The sequence below is a fragment of the Desulfitobacterium nosdiversum genome (assembly GCF_049860565.1).
GTDB classification, from domain to species: domain Bacteria; phylum Bacillota; class Desulfitobacteriia; order Desulfitobacteriales; family Desulfitobacteriaceae; genus Desulfitobacterium_A; species Desulfitobacterium_A nosdiversum.
In genome coordinates this window covers 2,776,281-2,795,325 of record NZ_CP172056.1, presented here as the reverse complement: position 1 = coordinate 2,795,325, position 19,045 = coordinate 2,776,281, and the positions used below count along the sequence as shown (strand labels likewise).

Below are 19,045 nucleotides of genomic sequence, written 5' to 3'. Positions count from 1 at the left end.
CATAGGATATTTTTTTAGTGCTTGCTTTAGGATGGGGTATTATACATACCATGAGATTGCATGTACTTATACAGGTCTTCACCATGTTTTTGCTCTTCTTTTTGAATATGATTAAGAACTTGGCGAATATTTGTATCACGAATTTCGAAGATCGTCGTATCATAGGTTCCTGAAATATATTTCTCAGTCGTAAGCATGTCATTTGCAAGAGAAGCATCATTTTGATTGAAACTCGTATTTTGATTTTGAGTTATTCCGGTATTATAGATTTGAGAACTTTGACTTTGCTGTCCTTGTCCCTGTTGTTGATTTAAATTTGGAACCTGTCCGCTTAAAATTTGACTGATTGTATCAAAATGGTGTTGTTCATGAGAAGCATGGGTTTGAAAAAGTTGTTTAAGCTGCGGATCTTGTGCTTCATTGGAATATTTCGTATATTTCTGGATACATAATTGTTCATGATGCTGCTGATCCTGAAGCAGCATTCTTTCCTTTTGATTGAGTATTGATGGCAAAGTAAAACACCTCCTATTCGATAGTTTAGTGTTTTGCTTAGCAAGCAAATTTATTCATTTTTCTTTCCGAAACTGAAACATTCTTATAAATTCTTCGTATTTATAATGAAGAGATTTTAATTTCGGTAAGGAGGAATATTATGAAACGATTATATCGATCCAGTCGAGATAAGATGTTAGGCGGTGTCTGTTCGGGTTTAGGTGAGTATTTTAATATTGATCCAACGTTAATCCGCTTGGCCGTAATCATCGCTGTTTTTGGTGCAGGGGCAGGGTTATTGGCTTACCTTATTGCCTGGATAATTATCCCGCTTAATCCTGAAGAAAAGTACTTATAAGTTTTTGCATAAGAGAGTAATAAGCTTAGGTTCCGTCCAAACTATTAAGGTATTTAATTGGTTTGGAGGAAAAATAATGTTTAATCTATCCGAAGAAAAGCAAAATAAAGTACTAAAAAACTTCAAAAAAGTCGTTGATAAAGAGAATTCAGAACTTATCAATAAAGATTTGTACTATCATTTAAATCTTAATTGCAATTTTATCGCAAATTTTGATTTACAGGGTTTTCGTGAAACTTATAGCGGGGAAAATTTTAAAGACTTCTTAGAAAAATTCGATCGTAAATCTGCTGCAAGTCAATGGCTTTATGCGCCGGAGATAAGTACGCAGTTTGACGGATTAAATCAAGCCATGGCAGATTACGTAAGCATTAAGCTTAAGCCTAAAACAAAAAACCTCGCTTCTTAATCAAAAAGCGAGGTTATAATTTGTATAATTTTATTTATTTAAATAAGCTGTAATTGCTAGAGTTCTTTAAACCGAACGCGAAAATCATTGACGACTTCTTCAAAATCAGGAATTTTTTCATTATAAAGCATCCGCCCGTAGGTTGCATGCTTAGCCTGTGTATCAACAACGTTATTCCAAAAATATTGCACCATTTCCTGTGCATTTCGTTGTTTAAGTCGTAACCGAAGACCTCGTGTGGCTTTTTTTAAGCGATCAGATGCAGCATGGGATTTTAAAATAGGAACAAACATCCGCAGCTCTAAAAAATTTAGAATTTCTTCTTCTTTAGTCATCATACCCTCTCACTTTCTAGTAGAGTGTTTATATTAAAGAGTATGAGACTAGTATTCTGACTATGATTACAGGGAGGTAAAAATGCGCTTATGGCATGAAGCCCTCCTGGCTTACCATAGAATTAAAAAGCAACAATAAGCCCGGCTTTGCCCGCATAAGTTGCAATCACAGAACCCATTTCATTGATTAGAATATTTTTAGGACGATATCTCTTTTGAATTTCTCCAGCAAGATAAGATGCGTCTTTTATATTGTCTACATGAGTTATACCTATTGTCCGATCTGAAAAATCAGCACAGCGCTCTCCTATAAGCTCTATAAGTCGTTGCAACGCATGTTGATGACCGCGCAGCTTTTCTAATATTTCAGCATTTCCATCAACATTATGGAGTATGACTTTAATATTAAGCAATTTCGCAAGAGAACCCTGAAAACGGCTTAAGCGACCTCCCTTGACAATATTTTCTAAAGTATCAAGAAGAATTAAAAATTTCATTTCTTGACGGTATGATGTGAGTATAGCTGTAATTTTATCAAGACTAATATCATTCATAGCCATTTCAGCTGCCTTCAAAACCTGTAAACCGTGTCCAATCGATCCGGCAAGAGTATCGAAAACAGTAACCTGAGCGTTTCCGGAAAGTTCTTTGCCAAGACATGCAGATTGATATGACCCGCTGAGCTTTGAAGACACAGTGAAACATAAAGTGCTGCCCGTTCCTATGAATTGCTTGAATACTCCTGCAAAACGTAATGGACCAGGTTGAGAAGTTTTAGGGAGTTCCTGAGAAGCAAACATCAGCTGATAAAATGTCTGAGGAGTAATATCCACTCCTTCTTCATATTCTTGCTCATTAATATGAAGTGTTAGTGGAACAACATGGATATTATAGTGTTCAATTAGAGTGGTTGGTATATCAGCAGAACTATCTGTTATTATATGAAGCATAGAGTAGTCTCTCTCTTTCACTCAGCTATATTTGATATCTTTTATGGTAGCACCTAAATCTTTCACTAGCAACTCATTAACTTAGATCCATTTAGATATGCTATTTGCTTTTTTTATTTATCAAGAAGAGCCTCTATTTTGCTGAAGCAGAAACATTTTATAATAAAGTCCACGTTGCTCTATAAGCTGTTTATGGGTCCCTCTTTCGACGATTTGTCCATGACTGAGAACCAAAATCAGGTCCGCATCCTGAATCGTAGACAGCCGATGAGCAATTGCTAAAGTAGTACGGTTTTGCCGCATTTTTTTCAAAACAGTCTGGATACTTATCTCTGTTTCGGTATCAACACTTGCGGTTGCTTCATCAAGAATGAGAATTTTGGGTTTCCCGGCTATAGTTCGAGCAAAACAGAGTAATTGACGCTGTCCGCTTGAAAAGGTAGCTCCGCGCTCCCCTACCGCTTCAGAATACCCATCCGGAATTTTCGCGATAAATTCGTCTGCCTGTACAAAACGAGCAGCTTCACATACCTGCTCCAAAGTTATCTAAGGCCGTTTCATTCTGATATTTTCTTTCACACTTCCGACAAAGAGAAACGGGTCTTGAGCAACAAGGCCAATTTTTTCACGGAGTTCTGACTCAGAATAAGCTTCGAGGGGAATCCCATCCATTAATATTTCCCCCTTCGATACCGGATAAAAGCGCAGTAAAAGGCTTGATATTGTACTTTTCCCACTCCCGGTATGCCCGACCAGAGCCACGGTTTGGCCGGGTTCAACTGTCAGTGATATATTTTTCAAAACCTCTGTTACTCCATCATAAGAGAAGCTTACATTACGGAACTCGATTTTACCCTTATTGATTTCAGGCATAGAGACCCCCTCTATTTCCTTTACCCTAGAGGCCATGTTTTCTTCATCCAGCAATTCGAAGACGCGTTCCGCGGCAATAACAGATTGCTGCAGCTGTGACAGACGCATCATCATAGTATTGACAGGTTCAAAAAAACGGTCCAAGTAATTGATAAAGGCGTAGAGAACACCAATATCAGCAACAGCAGCCAGAGATTGAACACCAAAATAGCTTAAAACCGCTGCAAACGCCAACGTATAGATAATATCAACTGCCGGCCGCGTTAAGAAAGAATCCAATTTAATGTTGGAAAAAGCGGCTTGATAATATCGTTCATTGATATGTCCAAATTCTTCGCGAAAGCGTTTTTCCTGATTCATCGCCTGAATAATGCTCATACCCTGAAGTGTTTCATTGAGTTTAGCATTAAGATGGCCAAGTTCCTTACGAAGTATGCGATAGAGCCGAGTGCTTAGAGTACGATATATTCCCATCAGAAGCAAGATAAGGGGAATAAAAATCAGACAAAATATCGCAAAGCGAAAATCAAGAATAAACATGGCTACGAAGATTCCAAAGAGAAAGAGAATGTTTTGAACATAGGTTGAAAGTACGCTTAAGTAAAGTTCTTTAATCGCTTCTGTATCATTTGTAATTTTTGAAACCAGAACTCCAGCAGGAGTTTGATCAAAATAACGAAGACTTAAATATTGCACCTTGCTGAAGATTTCAACCCGGATCTGATGAATTATTTCCAAGGCAATTGTGTTAAAGGAAATTAGCTGACAGTATTGAAGGACAGAAGAAAGAACAAAGAGAGCAATATAACCTGCCCCGAGAAGGAAAAGTGTAACAGGTTCAAGGATGCGCGGTGTTAAATAGTGATCTATAAAAACGCGAATGATCAAAGGACCGGCAACATCTGCAGCCGTTGCAAAAAAGAGAATAATAAAGGCATGGATCAGCTTTTTCGAATGGGGTCTTACATAGAGCAGCAATCGTTTAATGACTTTGCTTTGACTTGTACCCACTGCTTTACCCTCTTTCCTCTAGCTGAAGTTCCAATTGTTGGGCTCGGTAACTCCGAGCATACCAGCCGTCACGGTCCATAAGTGCCTGATGCGTTCCTTGTTCCGAAACCCGTCCGTCATCTAAAATGAGAATGAGGTCAGCATGTTCAATTGCACTTAAACGATGAGCAGAAATAAGGGTTGTTTTACCCGATCGATTTGCCTTTAGGGCATGAAGGATGGACTTCTCCGTTTGAGCGTCTACAGCAGACAAAGAATCATCGATTACGAGAATTTCAGGGTTAAGCAAAAAAGCGCGTGCAATGGACAGGCGTTGTTTTTGACCGCCTGAGAGAGTTACACCCCGATCACCGACTGGGGTTTCATAGCCTTCGGGAAAATTCTCTATTTCCCCGGCAATACTCGAAAGTTGTGCCGCTTCTTCAATTTCTTTCATGCTTGCCGTGGGTTTTCCTAACGCAATATTTTCAGCAATTGTTGTTGAAAAAAGAAAATGTTCCTGTGGGACATACCCTATTTTAGAACGAAGTGCTGAAAGCGTAATCCTTGTAATCGGTATTCCTCCGATCTCAATTATACCCTCGGAAACATCAAATTCTCGCATAAGTAATCGCAGCAGTGTTGTTTTGCCGCTACCCGTTTTTCCCGCAATACCCAAAGTTTGCCCTTTGAGAAGTGTGAATTGAATATCTTTGAGAGCAGGATGAGCTTGGCCCGGATAACAAAAAGAAGAAATGGAATAGGTTAAATTCCCGTTCAAGAAAGATTCGTTCATTGAGCTTTGGCTATTCCTGACCTCAGGTTCAATGTCAAGCAAGTGTTTTACTCTGTCATAAGAGGCTCTGCCTCTTTCGACGATATTAAAAAGCCAGCCGAAAGCAAGCATCGGCCAAATAAACTGCCCAAGATATAAGGTAAATTGAGTAAGCTCTCCAAGAGTTAAACGATTCTGAATAACCTCTCTCGCCCCAAACGCTATGGCCAGAAAAAAGGAAAAACCGACGATGACCATTATGGTTGGATCAAATAAAGAATCCACTTTAGCAACTGCAATATTTTTTGCCACAACTTCAGAAGAGAGAGTACGTAAAGAGTCGATTTCAGCTTCTTCCTGTCCAAAAGCTTTAATAACACGAACTCCAGAAATATTTTCCTGGACTTTGTCGTTCAAAGCACTGAATGCTTCCTGAGCCTTGAAAAAACGGGTATGAAGAAGTGTGCCATAACGACTCGTCGCCCAAGCCATAATGGGCATGGGCGCAAGGGCAATGAGCGTCAGTTTCCAACTCAAAAAATAGGCCATTGAAAAAATAACGAGTCCTCCAGTGGTCAGTGAATCGACTAAGGTGAATACCCCTTGACCCGCTGTCATTTCGATCGCTTGAATATCATTGGTTGCATGGGCCATTAAATCTCCTGTCCGATGATTGTGAAAAAAGCTAGGCGACATTTGAGTAAAATGATGAAAGAGTTTGTTGCGCAGCAATCGACTCAGCCGAATTGCCGAACCAAAGATTGAAATACGCCAAAAATAACGCAATATATAAATAAGGCCGCCGCTCAGCAGGAGGGAGATTACCCAGAACCCAAGGGACTTCATCGTTAATGTCTTTTCATGGATATTATCAACAATGTTGCGGACGACATAAGGTTGGTAAAGGTTGATTAAAGCAACAATGGCAAGAAATAAAATACCTAATAGGTAACTCTTCTTTTCAAGTTTAAAAAACCAAAATAGGTCTAAAAACAAACGCATAAAACTATCCTTTCTTTAAGGCTGAAACTGAAGCTGAAGGTCTACAATTTCCGGATGATTACCCAGCCGAATGGGGGGGCCCCATGTTCCATAGCCATCAGAGACGATCAAATTATAAGTACCTTTTTGCAACAGACCCCAGTCTTTTTCAAAAATACACTGTGTAACCCATTGTGCAGGCCAAAGCTGACCATGGTGTGTATGTCCGGAAAGTTGCAAATCGACTCCTTCCTTCTCTGCTTCCTCTAAGTGCGAAGGCTGGTGGTCAAGAACGAGAATTGGGAGTTGACGATCAGCATTTTTAAGAAGTGATTGCAGGTCCGCACGTTTTATTCCATTGAAACGTGCTCCGCTGAGATCATCACGCCCCACCAAATTTATGCTGTTCGCTATTTCAACAGTTTGATCCCGCAGTACGTGAATACCAGCCTCATCAAGATAATGTACCGCTTCCTCGGCATGACCCCCTATATATTCATGATTTCCCAAAACAGCATAAGTTCCATACGGTGCCTTTAAAGACTGAAAAGGAATAGCCATTTTTTGCTGGACAAAAACTTCTACATTTTCATCAAAAACATCTCCGGCAAACAAGATGACATCCGGGTGAAGGGCATTAACTCGATTGATTAAACCTACTAAGGTATTCTCTTGGTTAATGGTCCCAAGATGAATATCGGAAATCATCACAGCATGCAGAGTTTTTATGTTACCAGCCGGTTTATTTATTTTAAGATCATAATGATGGACACGAGGATTTTGCGCATTCCAAGTACCATAAGCTAAAATACACGTTAAACTAAAAAAAATAATGAAACTTAAGGCAAAGTTAAATGTTGGTTTTCCTAAAAGTGTTTGTGGAATAAAGTTTATAAATTTATTAACTATCCGTAAAATCTCAAGCAATAAAAGAATCAAAACAAGATAGAACATTGCGCCAAGCCAATAGGCTCCAATATAAGCAATCATACGATTGAGATTAGCGGGTATGTATTTTTGAAATGCCTGTCCTAGGATATACGAAAATGCGATTACGGAGAATAAAAGCCAATAGTATTTACGCCAGGCTTTGGCATTAGGCAGGTATTCAAACATTCCCAGCCAAACCCATCGCCCAATCCAATAATTTATTCCCCCATAAATTAGGAAAGCGATTAAAATAACTAAGCTAAACAATAGAGCCCCTTTCCCCTTCCTTACTTAAGTACATTCCTTAAGATCATCCCCAACATATTATCATACTTTAGTCAGTATATCGTGATATTCACTAAATTTCACTCAAACTAAAAAGGCCTTGAGATTTTGCTCAAGGCCTTGGATAGTATTCATTAAAACAGGTTTAAATAATCACGTTTTTATATCCTAAACGCGCTCTTTTGAATCTGCTTGTCCGAGCGTATCATTATAGGAAGTATCAAAGGGAGGAATTTTATCGTACTCTTCTATTGATTTTTTCTTTTGAACATCTATGATTCTGTTTTTTTCTTTTGGTTTAGACATAAAAGGTCCTCCTTTTTTGTGGTTTAATTAGGATTCCCTTAAGGAAAATAAATATCCATTTTCGATTTCGGTGCTGCTAATTATAACTATCAACTTTACCACTCGCTAAAATCATATGGATGAGTTTCTCCTTTTCCTCATCCGTAAATTCATAAAATATAGGATTAAGATCCCATTCTTTATTTAATGGATAATAATGGAGATTAGCTCTCATAGTTTTTTCACGATCTCCCTCTCTAAAAACAAGGGTAATCGCTTGATTATGGAATTGGTATTCTTCATTAAAGCTCGATCCATTTGGAATAATATCACTTAGTTTCATCGTATATCCTCCAAATATAGATTTAAATCTTCTGAGCTTGGATAAGATTATAAGATTAGTATAAGTAAAAGAAGATAATCTATAAGTAAAAGTTAGGATTGCGTGAAACTACCAATTGAATAAATCCGTTTTAATCGGCGTGAAGCCCAGCGCATTTCTGTCGTGACAACTGCAACTTCCATCATTGCACGAAGATAAAAAACACCGCTTACTTCACTTTGCCATTGCTCCATTGCCTCATTAAATTGAGCCCAGTATTCTTGATGGTCTGTTTGGGGAAGTGTTGATGAGTGAGGTTTATTCAGGTTTTTGAAAATCTCTGCTGTTAAACTCACTAATTGATCATTGCCTAAAAGGAGCATATCGAGCAAATGTTTAAATGAAGGACTGATTTCATCGGGTGACTTCAATGGAGAGTCAGGTGCAAGACGCCGTTTAAGTCGTTGATGCGTCATCTCTTCAATATTTTGTCCCCGTTCTAGAAAGCCCTGGCATATTTCGATCATTTTTTCGACGAGAAGAGCATTATCCTCGGCAGCGAATTCCTCACGTGCATGCTCGTGAATTTGAAGAATTTCTTCAATACGCTTCTCTAAGACTTGAACATCCGTTTTTATATATGTTTTCATATCTGTTGCCTCTGCAAAGGAATGAATACTTTGAAAAAAGTACGCAGATGAATCTGCAAAAAGCGATTGCAGCTTCTCGTTTAATATTTCTTTATAACGCGGAGGCACTAAAATTCGATTTGTAAGTAAAGCTATGCCCAGACCAATAAAGATACTAAATGAACGCGTTGCTGCATGCATTAAAAATTGGTCCGCCGGTGCATCCATAATAAAAATGATGGAAACAATGCCCTGAGGAATTACCTTCTTCCATCCATAATGATTGGCAATCATAATTATTAGAATTACTGCCAAGCCAATAATAAATGGATTATTCCAATGAAAGAAGCCGAAAAAGGTAGCAATTAAAACAGAGACAACATTTATCTTAATAAGTGTCCAGCCGTTTCTCATCGTTTTATTTACGGAAGGCTGCATATTGATAACTACCGTAATTGCTGCGAAACTTGAAGCCGATTCGATATTTAGGACTTGACAGATAATTAAGGCAAGGGTAACCCCAATACCCGTTTTTAAAACTCGTGCACCTATCGGCATATTAATGCTCCCTTTATTTTTCCCATATTATACTACACCTCATATATTTTCGGCTAGGTAAATCAAATGAAAAAGAAAAAAGAAGGAGCTATGAGAAGTAAATACTTACTCACTGCTCCTTCTTTTTATGAAATTACGAAATTATTTGTTTTGAACTTTTAATTAGTGCTAAAGAGAGTACTGGGCTGGTTAAACGCCTTTGTACTCATATTTACTTTTCTCAAGGAAAGCACGACAGCCTTCTTTTTGGTCTTCACTGCTAAAAATCTCACCAAAGACTGCTGATTCATAAGCCTGTCCGCTAACGATGTCAATATTTTGCCCAACATGAATCGCACTTTTTGATAATTGTACACCCATTGGAGCTCGTGATGCGATTTTGTTCGCAAGGGAGACGGCTTGGTTCATTAGATCTTCTTGAGGATAGACCCTGTTTACAAGCCCAATTCGATAGGCTTCTTGAGCATCAAGGGTATCTGCAGTAAAGAGAATTTCACTAGCGCGGCCACTTCCGACCAAACGAGGCAAACGTTGAGTTCCGCCAAATCCAGCAAGAAGTCCTAAACCAACTTCAGGTTGACCAAATTTTGCTTTTTCTCCAGCAATACGAATGTCGCAAGCCAAAGCCAATTCTGTTCCCCCGCCCAGTGCAAATCCATTAACGACAGCAATAACGGGCTGCGGCAGATTTTCTATTTGGTTCATGAGACGATGTCCTAACTGGCTAAACTTTTGCGCTTGCATCGGATTTAGCTTACTCATTTCTGCAATATCAGCGCCGGCCACAAAGGATTTTTCTCCATTTCCGGTTAGAAGTACAACTCGAACATTTTTATCTTGAGCAATTTCTGTAAAAACTTGAGATAGTTCTTGTAAAGTTGCACTATTTAAAGCATTGAGCGCTTTAGGACGATTGATCTTTACGATTGCAATATAATCTTGATGTTCAAGAATTAGATTTTCATATGCCAATCCGATCTGCCTCCTCTATTTAAACTTTACGTTTTACTATCTTTCAACAACCATGGCAATCCCCTGACCGCCGCCGATGCAGAGTGTCGCTAGACCGCGCTTTGCTTCGCGCCTTTTCATTTCATAAAGCAAGGTAACAAGGATACGTGCACCTGATGCACCGATGGGGTGACCAATTGCAATTGCTCCACCGTTGACATTGGTCTTATTAATATCAAGATGAAGTTCATTGGTAACTTCCTGAGCTTGAGCCGCAAACGCCTCATTAGCTTCAACTAAATCAATATCCTCGATCTGGAGTCCTGCCTTTTCTAAAGCCTTACGAGAAGCTGGGATAGGCCCTGTACCCATAATTAAAGGATCTACGCCTGCAGATGCCCATGAAGTGATTTTAGCCAGAATAGGTAAGCCTAATTCTTCCGCTTTTTCTTTGGACATAACGACGAAAGCAGCAGCGCCATCATTAATCCCAGAGGCATTACCGGCCGTTACCGTACCATCCTTTTTAAAAGCTGGACGCAACTTAGCCAATGCTTCCCTTGTGGTGCCAAAACGAGGGAATTCATCTTGACTTACAACAATTGGATCGCCTTTACGTTGAGGAATTTCAAGCGGAACAATTTCTTCTTCAAATTTTCCTGCCTTAATTGCAGCTTCCGCACGTTGCTGGCTGCGCAGGGCAAGCTCATCTTGCTGTTCACGTGTAATACCGAATTTCTCAGAAATATTTTCCGCGGTCATACCCATGTGGATATTATGGAATGCGTCTGTTAATCCATCAACAATCATGGTATCCACTAAAATATCATTACCCATGCGATAGCCGGTACGCGCTTTGGGTAAAGCAAAGGCTGAAGCAGACATGCTCTCCATTCCACCGGCAACAATTACATCTGCATCTCCTGAAATAATCGCTTGAGCCGCACATACAACAGCTTTTAGTCCGGAACCACAAACCTTGCTCACAGTCCAGGCCGGTACTTCAATAGGAAGTCCAGCGTGAATGGCTGCTTGACGAGCCGGATTTTGACCCATACCGGCACTTAGGACATTACCCATAATAACTTCATCCACTTGGTCTGGTTGAATATTGGCACGTTTTACAGCTTCTTTAATTGCGATTGTACCCAACTGTTCACCTTTTAGTTGACCTACTTTTCCGCCGAAAGCACCTACTGGTGTACGGACAGCACTAACTATAACTACATCCTTCATATTCCTTTAACCTCACTTTGCTCTAATCCATTATTAACTCATATAAATTTAAGAGAACATCAAATCTTAGAAGCAAGAATTTCAGCAATATCGAGAGCCTTCACTTTCTCTTCGGCCTCTCTTGCCGCAATGCCGTCATTGATCATCGTCAGACAGAACGGACAGGCTGTTCCTACCAGATCTGTTCCTATTCTAAGAGCCTCATCTGTCCTCATGTTGTTGATGTGTTCTCCTTCTTTCTCCTCTAACCACATCCGGCCGCCCCCAGCTCCGCAGCAGAAGCTCTTTTCATGGTTATGCGCCATCTCACGGACCTCAAGCCCTGCCACTTTGAGCAGTTCACGCGGTTGTGTGTAGATTTCGTTGTAACGGCCGAGATAGCAGGAATCATGGTAGGTGATCGTTTTTTGATCATTCGCCGAGATGTTGTTGAATTGAAGCCGTCCGGATTGGACTAATTCATTTAAATACTCGGTATGGTGGATAACTTCATATTTCCCGCCGAACTCCGGATATTCATTTTTCAGGATATTGAAGCAGTGCGGGCACTGGGTCACGATTTTTTTGACACCGTGGCTGTTCATGACTTCAATATTCTCGGTCGCTAAGGAATAGAAGAGATATTCATTCCCTAATTTACGGGCGGAGTCTCCGCAGCATTTCTCTTCATTGCCCAAAATCGCGAAGTTGACGTTGGCCTTCTGCATGAGCTTAACTAAGGCTGCCGAAACTTTTTGGTTGCGGGCATCATACGCTCCGGAACATCCCGGCCAATAGAGAATTTCAGCTTCTGGGTTTTCCTCGATGGTTTGAACGCCGATTCCGGTTAAGAAGTCTGCACGGCTGGTCCAGCCGATCCCCCAGGGGTTTCCGTTATTCTCCATGTTTTTGAAGGCGAGCTGCGCTTCACTCGGGAAGCGGGATTCCATCAGAACTAAGTTGCGGCGCATATCGATGGTTTTGTCGACATGCTCAACGAAGATCGGGCATTGCTGTTCACAGGAACGGCAGGTTGTGCAGGCCCAAAGATCTTCTTCGGGGATAACTTCCCCAATCAGAGCGCGCAAACCGAGTTCTTCTTCAGTCGGAGCTTCAACAGCAGCGGCGACTTCATCAGCGCCTTCTGTAGCTACAGCAGGAGCCGGGTTGGCTGCCGCGTATTTTTGCAAGGCTTCACCCGTTTCTTCCATGTAGACGCGCATGTCTTGGATGATGCGTTTCGGGTTTAAGTGCTTTCCGCTTAAGTAAGCGGGGCAATTATCTTGGCAGCGTCCGCAGCGGATGCAGGCATCGGTGTTAAAGAGTGCTTTCCAAGAAAATTCGGTGAGTCTGCTTTTACCGAAAGTCTCTAAACTTTCATCCTCAAAATCAATGGTTTCCGGAATCCCGATCGGACCCCGTTTCCTCATGAATTGATTGGCTAAGCCTAAGAGAACATGAGAGAGTTTGGAATACGGGAAGTACCCGATAAAGGTCATGGCTAAGATAAGATGGAACCACCATAAGAAGCGGTGGAAAGCACCCAGGCTCTCAGGGCTCATGCCTTGGAACATCGAGGCCATCCAATAGCCTGCAAATCCGTAAATCGCCCAGGGATCAGGTTTCGCAGCCATACGAACGGCTTGAATCAAAAACCCGGTAACGAGGATGATTAAAATAAGGGCAAGTAAGATTCCATCGTCCATTTTATTATCGAGACGGTCAGGCTTCGTAATGTAACGCCGCCAAATGGCCATGAGCAAACCGACGATTGCTAATAAGCCAAAAAGATTGGCCGATAATTTGATGAAAACATATAACCCGCCGTGGAAAAGGTTCATTCCTAAGTCAGCTTGAAGCGCGACAATCGTGGTTGCAAAAGCGAGAATAACAAAGCCCCAGAAAATGAAGACGTGCATGACTCCAGGGAAAGGATCTTTAAGCACTCTTTTCTGAAATAAGCCATAGACCACAAGGTCTTTAATTCCGGCTTTGATATCTTGCCAGCGGTTTTCAGGCTGCCCCATCTTCCAAAGGTGCAGGCGTTTATAATATCCATATACTAAAAAGCCTACGGCGATCAAAAACAAGGGATAAAGTAACCAATGTCCGTGAATGTTCCAGTACAGTTCACGTGTAGGCATTTTGTTTCCTCCTTAACATGTAAAGGTAACCGATAAAAGCATGCAAAGTTAAAGCTTCCCGCGCAGGGAGCCGGGGTGAACTCCCGCTTGATCGGAAAAGACCAAGTTAAAAGGTGAGTTCCCAAGTTTCCCCATGCGGGAATTAAACAGTCTTATTCGTTGACTAATTTCTTGAATTCTTGAGTGAGCAAGGGGACAACTTCAAACAAGTCGCCGACAATCCCATAATCGGCAACATTGAAGATGTTTGCGTCAGGGTCTTTGTTGATGGCCACAATAAACTTTGAAGAGCCCATTCCTGCAAGGTGCTGAATGGCACCGCTGATACCGCAGGCGATATACAGTGTGGGCGCAACCATACTTCCGGTTTGTCCAACCTGGAATTTGTTATCGATCCATCCTGAATCGACAGCTGCACGGGAAGCTCCTACGGCTCCGCCAACGATGTCTGCCAATTCTTCAAGAATTTTAAAGTTCTCCGGTGCTTTCATTCCCCGGCCGCCGGAGACAATGAAATCAGCTTCTGTAAGCGCTGGACGGCTCGAGACGGCAATCGCTATATCTTTGATGATCGTCTTTAAGTCTGCAGGATCAACACTCACTGCTGCATCCACGACTTCGGCTTGACGGGAAGTATCCGGTTCAGATGGGACGAAGGATTTCGGACGAATCGTGGCAAGCACGGGACGGGTGGTTGTTCCGACAAAACTATACGCACTTCCGGTATAGACTGGGCGTTTGAACACGAGGAATTTTTCGGGATCCGTTTCCATGTCGACAACGTCTGAAGCCAGGCCGACGCCTAAACGCTGCGCTAAACGCGGGGCTAAGTCTTTCGTCAGTGCGGTATGACCGAGCAAGAACGCTACCGGATCATTGTCTTTAATCAGCTTGTTTAAGGCTGAAGTATAAGCTCCGGTTGTATATTGTTTCAATTCAGGGGAATCCATGAGATAGACTTGATCGGCTCCATAGCTTGCCGCTTGTCCAGCGAGGTCGCGGATGCCTTCACCGGCAATGACTGCAATTAGGGGTTCACCGCTTTGATCGGCGATTTTACGCCCTTGACTTAAGAGTTCAAGGGACACTTTGCGAATTTGTCCATTATATTGTTCTACAAAAATCCATATTCCTTTTGGCATAACACTCGCTCCTTTACCATTGTTCATCTCATTTTTAGAGGATTTTGGCTTCCTCACGCAATAAACGCGCTAATTCATGCGCAGCTTCAGCTGCTTCACCCGGAAGTTTTTTACCTCCTTGACGTGGGATGGGCAAGGTAAATTTCATGGTCTTCATCTGAGCGACCAGATCAGAAGCGTTCAGCCCTAAATCAGCCACCTTAACGTTCGAAAGCGGTTTCTTCTTCGCTTTCATGATTCCGGCAACCGAGGGGTATCGGGGTTCATTGATTCCTTGAACCGCAGTCACTACACTGGGAAGACTCACTTCTAAAGTCTCAGTGCCTCCGTCAATAACACGAACACCGACCGCTTTTCCATCAGCAACATCGAGCTTCGTGATACTGCTGATCGAAGGAAGACCTAATTGCTCAGCGAGACGAACAGCGACTTGAGCGGAGCCTTTATCGGTATCCATGACTCCAGCTAAGAGAAGGTCACAGGGCAGTGTTTTTACCGCTGCGGCCAGGATTTCAGCCGCAGCTCCTTCATCGACTTCACCGAGAGCCGGGTCATTGACGAGAATCGCTTTATCCACACCCATCGCTAAAGCGGTGCGAATCGCTTCTTGAGCGCGATCGCCGCCTAAAGTAACAACCGTGACGTCGCCGCCCAATTTTTCTTTCAGCCGAAGAGCCTCTTCGATAGCATATTCATCTAAAGGATTGATAACAAGATTAATTCCATTCGGATCAATCTTTCCTTCAGCATTAAGAGCGATTTTAGCTTCTGTATCAAATGTTTGTTTAACAAGTACGACAATGTTCATAGGCTAACCCTCCTGTTACCGATTGATTGTTCACTACCCAAGTTATTAATTATGAGCAGTTTAAAGAATGAATTGTTTCTGGATTAGAATTCTTTAAGAATTTTAGATCCAATAACAAGACGTTGAACTTCACTTGTTCCTTCATAAATTTCTGTAATCTTAGCATCGCGCATCATACGCTCAACCGGATAGTCACGGGTATAACCATAACCGCCGTGAATTTGAACAGCCTTGGTGGTTACCCACATTGCGGTCTCCGAAGCATGAAGTTTAGCCATAGCGGCATATTTGGAAACAGGGATCTTATGTTGCGACGCAACGTAGGCCGCTTGATATACAAGAAGACGGGCGGCTTCAATTTGAGTCGCCATATCGGCAAGTCTGAATTGGATTTCTTGGAAGTTAGCTATCGGCTGACCGAATTGAACTCTTTCTTTGGCATATTTAACGGCTTGCTCATAAGCGCCTTGGGCAATACCTAAGGCTTGAGAAGCAATCCCGATACGGCCGTAATCCAAGGTCTGCATTGCAACCTTAAAACCTTGTCCTTCTTGACCCAGAAGGTTTTCAGCCGGAATATGACAATCTTCGAAAACAAGCTCATATGTTGCAGAGGAACGAATTCCTAATTTCTTTTCCTTCTTACCGAAGGTGAAGCCTGGGGTGCCTTTCTCCATGATGAAAGCGGCAATCCCTTTATTTCCTTTACTCTTATCCATTTGTGCAAATACAACATAGGTATCCGCTTCATGTCCATTCGTAATGAAGATTTTTGAACCATTGATGATATATTCGTCACCCACACGAACTGCAGTGGTTTTGGTGCCTGAAGCATCCGATCCTGCCATAGGCTCTGTTAAACCGAAGGCTCCCATTTTTTCTCCCTGCGCAAGCGGGGTAAGGTATTTTAACTTTTGTTCATGGGTACCAAACATATTGATGGGGTTGGAACCTAAACTGGAGTGAGCGGAAACGGTTACGCCCACGGAAGCATCAACACGGGAAAGCTCTTCTACCGCAATAGCATAAGAGATATAATCAGCGCCTACACCGCCGTATTCTTCAGGAAAGGTAATTCCGGCAAGGCCAAGTTCAGCTAACTTATTCCAAATTTCACGGGGGAATTCTTCTTTTTCATCACGTTCTTCAGCACCGGCTGCACACTCATTCTCAGCAAAATCGCGCACCATTTTACGCATCATGATATGGTCTTCACTTAAATCGAAAATCATCTTTCATTCCTCCACTTTTTATATTTCTTATTTATATAATTATTGGGAAAACATGTAATTAGAGAGTTAGTATTTAGAAACTTAATAGGTATAGAAGCCTCGGCCCGTCTTTCTCCCCAGCCAACCCGCATTGACATACTTACGAAGAAGCGGGCAAGGACGGTATTTATCGCCTAAGCCTTCATGCAGAACATTACAGATGGCAAGGACGGTATCCAAACCAATAAGGTCCGCTAAGGCTAAAGGTCCCATGGGATGATTCGCTCCCAATTTCATAACTTCATCGATCGCTTCCGGTTTAGCAATTCCCTCATTCAGAATCCATACCGCTTCATTAATCATGGGGATAAGGATTCGATTGGCCACAAAGCCAGGGGCATCATTCACTTCGACAGGGGTTTTCCCCATTTTCCGAGAAAGCTCTTCAATCTCTGCATAAACTTCATCGCTCGTAGCTAAGCCACGGATAACTTCAACAAGTTTCATGGCAGGTACTGGATTGAAAAAGTGCATTCCTATGACTTTATCGGGACGTTTTGTTACGGCTGCAACCTCTGTAATCGGCAATGAAGAAGTATTCGTTGCAAGAATGGTATGCTCAGGGCAAACAGAGTCAAGGGTTTTAAAAATCTCGGCTTTAATCGACATTTTTTCTACAGCAGCTTCAATCACAAGATCAACCTCAGCTGCATCTTGATAAGAAGTACTGCCGGTTAAACGGCCTAAAACAGCTGTTTTTTCCTCAGCGCTAAGTCTGCCTTTCTCAACACTCCGTGTTAAATTTTTTTCAATTCCTTGGAGTCCTCTTGCAACAAATTCCTCTTTAATATCATTGAGGATGACGTTTAAGCCAGCTTGTGCAGCTACTTGTGCAATTCCGGAACCCATTTGACCGGCTCCGATGACCATGATTGTTTTCATCTTTGTTTTCTCCTCCCCTTATTTTCTTAAGTGTCTAGCTATAAGGATTCTCTGGATTTGATTGGTTCCCTCATAGATTTGCGTGATTTTCGCGTCTCTGAGATAACGCTCGACTTTATATTCACGGGTATACCCGTACACGCCAAGAATTTGAACTGCATCAGTGGCTACTTTCATAGCAACATCACTAGCAAACAATTTCGCCATTGAAGCTTCTTTACTATAGGGCAAACCTGACGTACGAAGAGCCGCAGCTTGATATACAAGAAGACGGGCTGCCTCAAGCTCAGTTGCCATATCGGCAAGCATAAATTGGATCCCCTGGAAGTCAATAATTGCTTGCTTAAACTGTACTCGTTCCTGAGAATAAGCTAAAGCAGCTTCGAATGCCGCTTGACCAATGCCCAATGCCTGAGCCGCAACTCCAACCCTTCCTCCGTCAAGGAGAGACATCGCAATTTTAAAGCCTTGCCCGTCATCACCTAAGCGATTTTCAACGGGAATCAGAACATCTTCCAAGGTGAGCTCACAGGTTGCTGAACCATGAAGCCCCATTTTTTCTTCTGGCTTACCTATTTTTAATCCAGAAGTATTTGCATCCAATAAAAATGCGGTGACTCCATGAGAACCCTTAGATCGATCTGTTGTTGCAAAAACAGTATAAACGCCGGCATACCCTGCATTTGTTATAAAACGTTTAGCCCCGTTAATAACATAATGGTCTCCTTTTCGTTCTGCCGTCGTAATAATACTCGAAGAGTCAGAACCTGCATTCGACTCCGTTAAAGCAAAAGCACCAATCATCTCACCGCGGGCAAGTTTTGGCAGATACTTTTGTTTTTGTTCTTCCGTTCCGAAATAAAGAATCGGAAATGATCCTACCGATGTATGTACTTCGAGTATAATTGCTGCAGTAGCACTCCCCCGGGCAATTTCTTCTATGGCAAGAACATAGGACATAAAATCTGTGCCTGCTCCCCCATATTTTTCAGGAATAGGTATTCCCATAAGACCCAGTTCGCCCATTTTGTGTATAAGCTTAAGAGGGAATTCTGAAGTTTTATCAATGTTCATTGCTTCAGGAATAACTTCTTCTTCAACAAAATCATGGACCATCTTTTTTGTCATAAGTTGCTCTTCGTTCAATGCAAACATTAAAGATTCCATCCCCTTTTTGTTTAAAGAAGAATTCTTGAACAACATAACTTTTCAGAGTAATCATGAATTGTTCCAAAAATTAATCACTTATTTTATCTCATTCCCCCTTACGCAGAAATTGAGAAGAATCATAATTGTCGGATAATTGTAACAAATCCTTAATTGTTCGTTATTTATTGCAAGTTGCATGCCAGACTATTATTATTTATTTAAAAAATCCTTAAAATATATATTTGGCATTATAATAAAAGATATTGATTTATCAAAACTTAAACTAATTCTAAAATACGACAAAATCT

18 protein-coding genes and 1 pseudogene are annotated in these 19,045 nt (G+C 41.6%); 2 read left to right on the top strand and 17 right to left on the bottom strand.

The features are described 5' to 3' along the window. Positions 1-26 precede the first annotated feature (26 nt). Positions 27-515 carry a DUF892 family protein gene (locus tag ACHOLT_RS13455; protein WP_425801524.1) on the bottom strand — a complete coding sequence of 163 codons (489 nt, stop codon included), beginning with the start codon at positions 513-515 and terminating at the stop codon, positions 27-29. A 140-nt stretch (positions 516-655) separates the two neighbouring features. On the opposite strand from ACHOLT_RS13455, the gene ACHOLT_RS13450 reads away from it, so the two are divergent. Together ACHOLT_RS13450 and ACHOLT_RS13445 are read left to right on the top strand one after the other, a co-directional pair. Further along, positions 656-853 (top strand): PspC domain-containing protein, encoded by a 198-nt coding sequence (locus ACHOLT_RS13450; RefSeq protein ID WP_425801521.1) that lies wholly within the window; start codon positions 656-658, stop codon positions 851-853. 76 nt (positions 854-929) lie between these two features. Beyond that, complete coding sequence (locus ACHOLT_RS13445) at positions 930-1,262, top strand: hypothetical protein (protein ID WP_425801519.1); 333 nt, start codon at positions 930-932, stop codon at positions 1,260-1,262. Positions 1,263-1,318: 56 nt separating this feature from the next. Here ACHOLT_RS13445 and ACHOLT_RS13440 read toward each other — a convergent pair whose 3' ends face one another. The 16 genes and pseudogenes from ACHOLT_RS13440 to ACHOLT_RS13365 all read right to left on the bottom strand — a co-directional run bounded on the left by ACHOLT_RS13440 (position 1,319) and on the right by ACHOLT_RS13365 (position 18,743). Next, the gene (locus tag ACHOLT_RS13440) at positions 1,319-1,600 is read right to left on the bottom strand and encodes a hypothetical protein (protein ID WP_425801516.1); all 282 of its coding nucleotides are present in this window, start codon (positions 1,598-1,600) and stop codon (positions 1,319-1,321) included. Positions 1,601-1,719: 119 nt separating this feature from the next. Beyond that, the gene (locus tag ACHOLT_RS13435; RefSeq protein ID WP_425801513.1) at positions 1,720-2,547 is read right to left on the bottom strand and encodes a DegV family protein; all 828 of its coding nucleotides are present in this window, start codon (positions 2,545-2,547) and stop codon (positions 1,720-1,722) included. A 120-nt stretch (positions 2,548-2,667) separates the two neighbouring features. Next, positions 2,668-4,431 (bottom strand): annotated as a pseudogene (locus ACHOLT_RS13430) (ABC transporter ATP-binding protein). 4 nt (positions 4,432-4,435) lie between these two features. Beyond that, positions 4,436-6,187, bottom strand: a complete 1,752-nt coding sequence (locus ACHOLT_RS13425) for an ABC transporter transmembrane domain-containing protein (protein ID WP_425801510.1) — start codon at positions 6,185-6,187, stop codon at positions 4,436-4,438. A gap of 15 nt (positions 6,188-6,202) precedes the next feature. Then, positions 6,203-7,363: a metallophosphoesterase gene (locus ACHOLT_RS13420; RefSeq protein ID WP_425801507.1), complete on the bottom strand. Its 1,161-nt coding sequence runs from the start codon at positions 7,361-7,363 to the stop codon at positions 6,203-6,205. A gap of 186 nt (positions 7,364-7,549) precedes the next feature. Then, positions 7,550-7,687: a hypothetical protein gene (locus ACHOLT_RS13415; RefSeq protein ID WP_425801504.1), complete on the bottom strand. Its 138-nt coding sequence runs from the start codon at positions 7,685-7,687 to the stop codon at positions 7,550-7,552. 76 nt (positions 7,688-7,763) lie between these two features. After that, on the bottom strand, positions 7,764-8,009 hold the full coding sequence (locus ACHOLT_RS13410; protein WP_425801501.1) for a hypothetical protein: 246 nt from the start codon (positions 8,007-8,009) through the stop codon (positions 7,764-7,766). A 92-nt stretch (positions 8,010-8,101) separates the two neighbouring features. Further along, complete coding sequence (locus ACHOLT_RS13405) at positions 8,102-9,175, bottom strand: FUSC family protein (RefSeq protein WP_425801499.1); 1,074 nt, start codon at positions 9,173-9,175, stop codon at positions 8,102-8,104. Between the two features lie 189 nt (positions 9,176-9,364). Further along, entirely contained in the window at positions 9,365-10,147 is a 783-nt protein-coding gene (locus ACHOLT_RS13400; RefSeq protein WP_425801496.1) for an enoyl-CoA hydratase-related protein, read from the bottom strand. Positions 10,148-10,183: 36 nt separating this feature from the next. Continuing rightward, a complete protein-coding gene (locus tag ACHOLT_RS13395; protein ID WP_425801494.1) occupies positions 10,184-11,362 on the bottom strand; it encodes an acetyl-CoA C-acetyltransferase in 1,179 nt (392 codons plus the stop codon). A 59-nt stretch (positions 11,363-11,421) separates the two neighbouring features. Next, on the bottom strand, positions 11,422-13,485 hold the full coding sequence (locus tag ACHOLT_RS13390) for a heterodisulfide reductase-related iron-sulfur binding cluster (RefSeq protein ID WP_425801492.1): 2,064 nt from the start codon (positions 13,483-13,485) through the stop codon (positions 11,422-11,424). Positions 13,486-13,637: 152 nt separating this feature from the next. Then, on the bottom strand, positions 13,638-14,627 hold the full coding sequence (locus ACHOLT_RS13385; RefSeq protein WP_425801490.1) for an electron transfer flavoprotein subunit alpha/FixB family protein: 990 nt from the start codon (positions 14,625-14,627) through the stop codon (positions 13,638-13,640). Positions 14,628-14,661: 34 nt separating this feature from the next. Next, complete coding sequence (locus ACHOLT_RS13380) at positions 14,662-15,435, bottom strand: electron transfer flavoprotein subunit beta/FixA family protein (protein ID WP_425801488.1); 774 nt, start codon at positions 15,433-15,435, stop codon at positions 14,662-14,664. 83 nt (positions 15,436-15,518) lie between these two features. After that, entirely contained in the window at positions 15,519-16,667 is a 1,149-nt protein-coding gene (locus ACHOLT_RS13375; RefSeq protein WP_425801485.1) for an acyl-CoA dehydrogenase, read from the bottom strand. 81 nt (positions 16,668-16,748) lie between these two features. After that, positions 16,749-17,588 (bottom strand): 3-hydroxybutyryl-CoA dehydrogenase, encoded by an 840-nt coding sequence (locus tag ACHOLT_RS13370; RefSeq protein WP_425801482.1) that lies wholly within the window; start codon positions 17,586-17,588, stop codon positions 16,749-16,751. Positions 17,589-17,606: 18 nt separating this feature from the next. Continuing rightward, a complete protein-coding gene (locus ACHOLT_RS13365) occupies positions 17,607-18,743 on the bottom strand; it encodes an acyl-CoA dehydrogenase (RefSeq protein ID WP_425801479.1) in 1,137 nt (378 codons plus the stop codon). Between the last annotated feature and the right edge of the window lie 302 nt (positions 18,744-19,045).

Coding starts and splice junctions, on each gene's coding strand:
- ACHOLT_RS13445 (WP_425801519.1), top strand. CDS start 930: ATGTTTAATCTATCCGAAGAAAAGCAAAATAAAGTACTAAAAAACTTC.
- ACHOLT_RS13380 (WP_425801488.1), bottom strand. CDS start 15,435: ATGAACATTGTCGTACTTGTTAAACAAACATTTGATACAGAAGCTAAA.
- ACHOLT_RS13450 (WP_425801521.1), top strand. CDS start 656: ATGAAACGATTATATCGATCCAGTCGAGATAAGATGTTAGGCGGTGTC.
- ACHOLT_RS13440 (WP_425801516.1), bottom strand. CDS start 1,600: ATGATGACTAAAGAAGAAGAAATTCTAAATTTTTTAGAGCTGCGGATG.
- ACHOLT_RS13425 (WP_425801510.1), bottom strand. CDS start 6,187: ATGCGTTTGTTTTTAGACCTATTTTGGTTTTTTAAACTTGAAAAGAAG.
- ACHOLT_RS13365 (WP_425801479.1), bottom strand. CDS start 18,743: ATGTTTGCATTGAACGAAGAGCAACTTATGACAAAAAAGATGGTCCAT.
- ACHOLT_RS13375 (WP_425801485.1), bottom strand. CDS start 16,667: ATGATTTTCGATTTAAGTGAAGACCATATCATGATGCGTAAAATGGTG.
- ACHOLT_RS13435 (WP_425801513.1), bottom strand. CDS start 2,547: ATGCTTCATATAATAACAGATAGTTCTGCTGATATACCAACCACTCTA.
- ACHOLT_RS13370 (WP_425801482.1), bottom strand. CDS start 17,588: ATGAAAACAATCATGGTCATCGGAGCCGGTCAAATGGGTTCCGGAATT.
- ACHOLT_RS13405 (WP_425801499.1), bottom strand. CDS start 9,175: ATGCCGATAGGTGCACGAGTTTTAAAAACGGGTATTGGGGTTACCCTT.
- ACHOLT_RS13415 (WP_425801504.1), bottom strand. CDS start 7,687: ATGTCTAAACCAAAAGAAAAAAACAGAATCATAGATGTTCAAAAGAAA.
- ACHOLT_RS13410 (WP_425801501.1), bottom strand. CDS start 8,009: ATGAAACTAAGTGATATTATTCCAAATGGATCGAGCTTTAATGAAGAA.
- ACHOLT_RS13395 (WP_425801494.1), bottom strand. CDS start 11,362: ATGAAGGATGTAGTTATAGTTAGTGCTGTCCGTACACCAGTAGGTGCT.
- ACHOLT_RS13390 (WP_425801492.1), bottom strand. CDS start 13,485: ATGCCTACACGTGAACTGTACTGGAACATTCACGGACATTGGTTACTT.
- ACHOLT_RS13385 (WP_425801490.1), bottom strand. CDS start 14,627: ATGCCAAAAGGAATATGGATTTTTGTAGAACAATATAATGGACAAATT.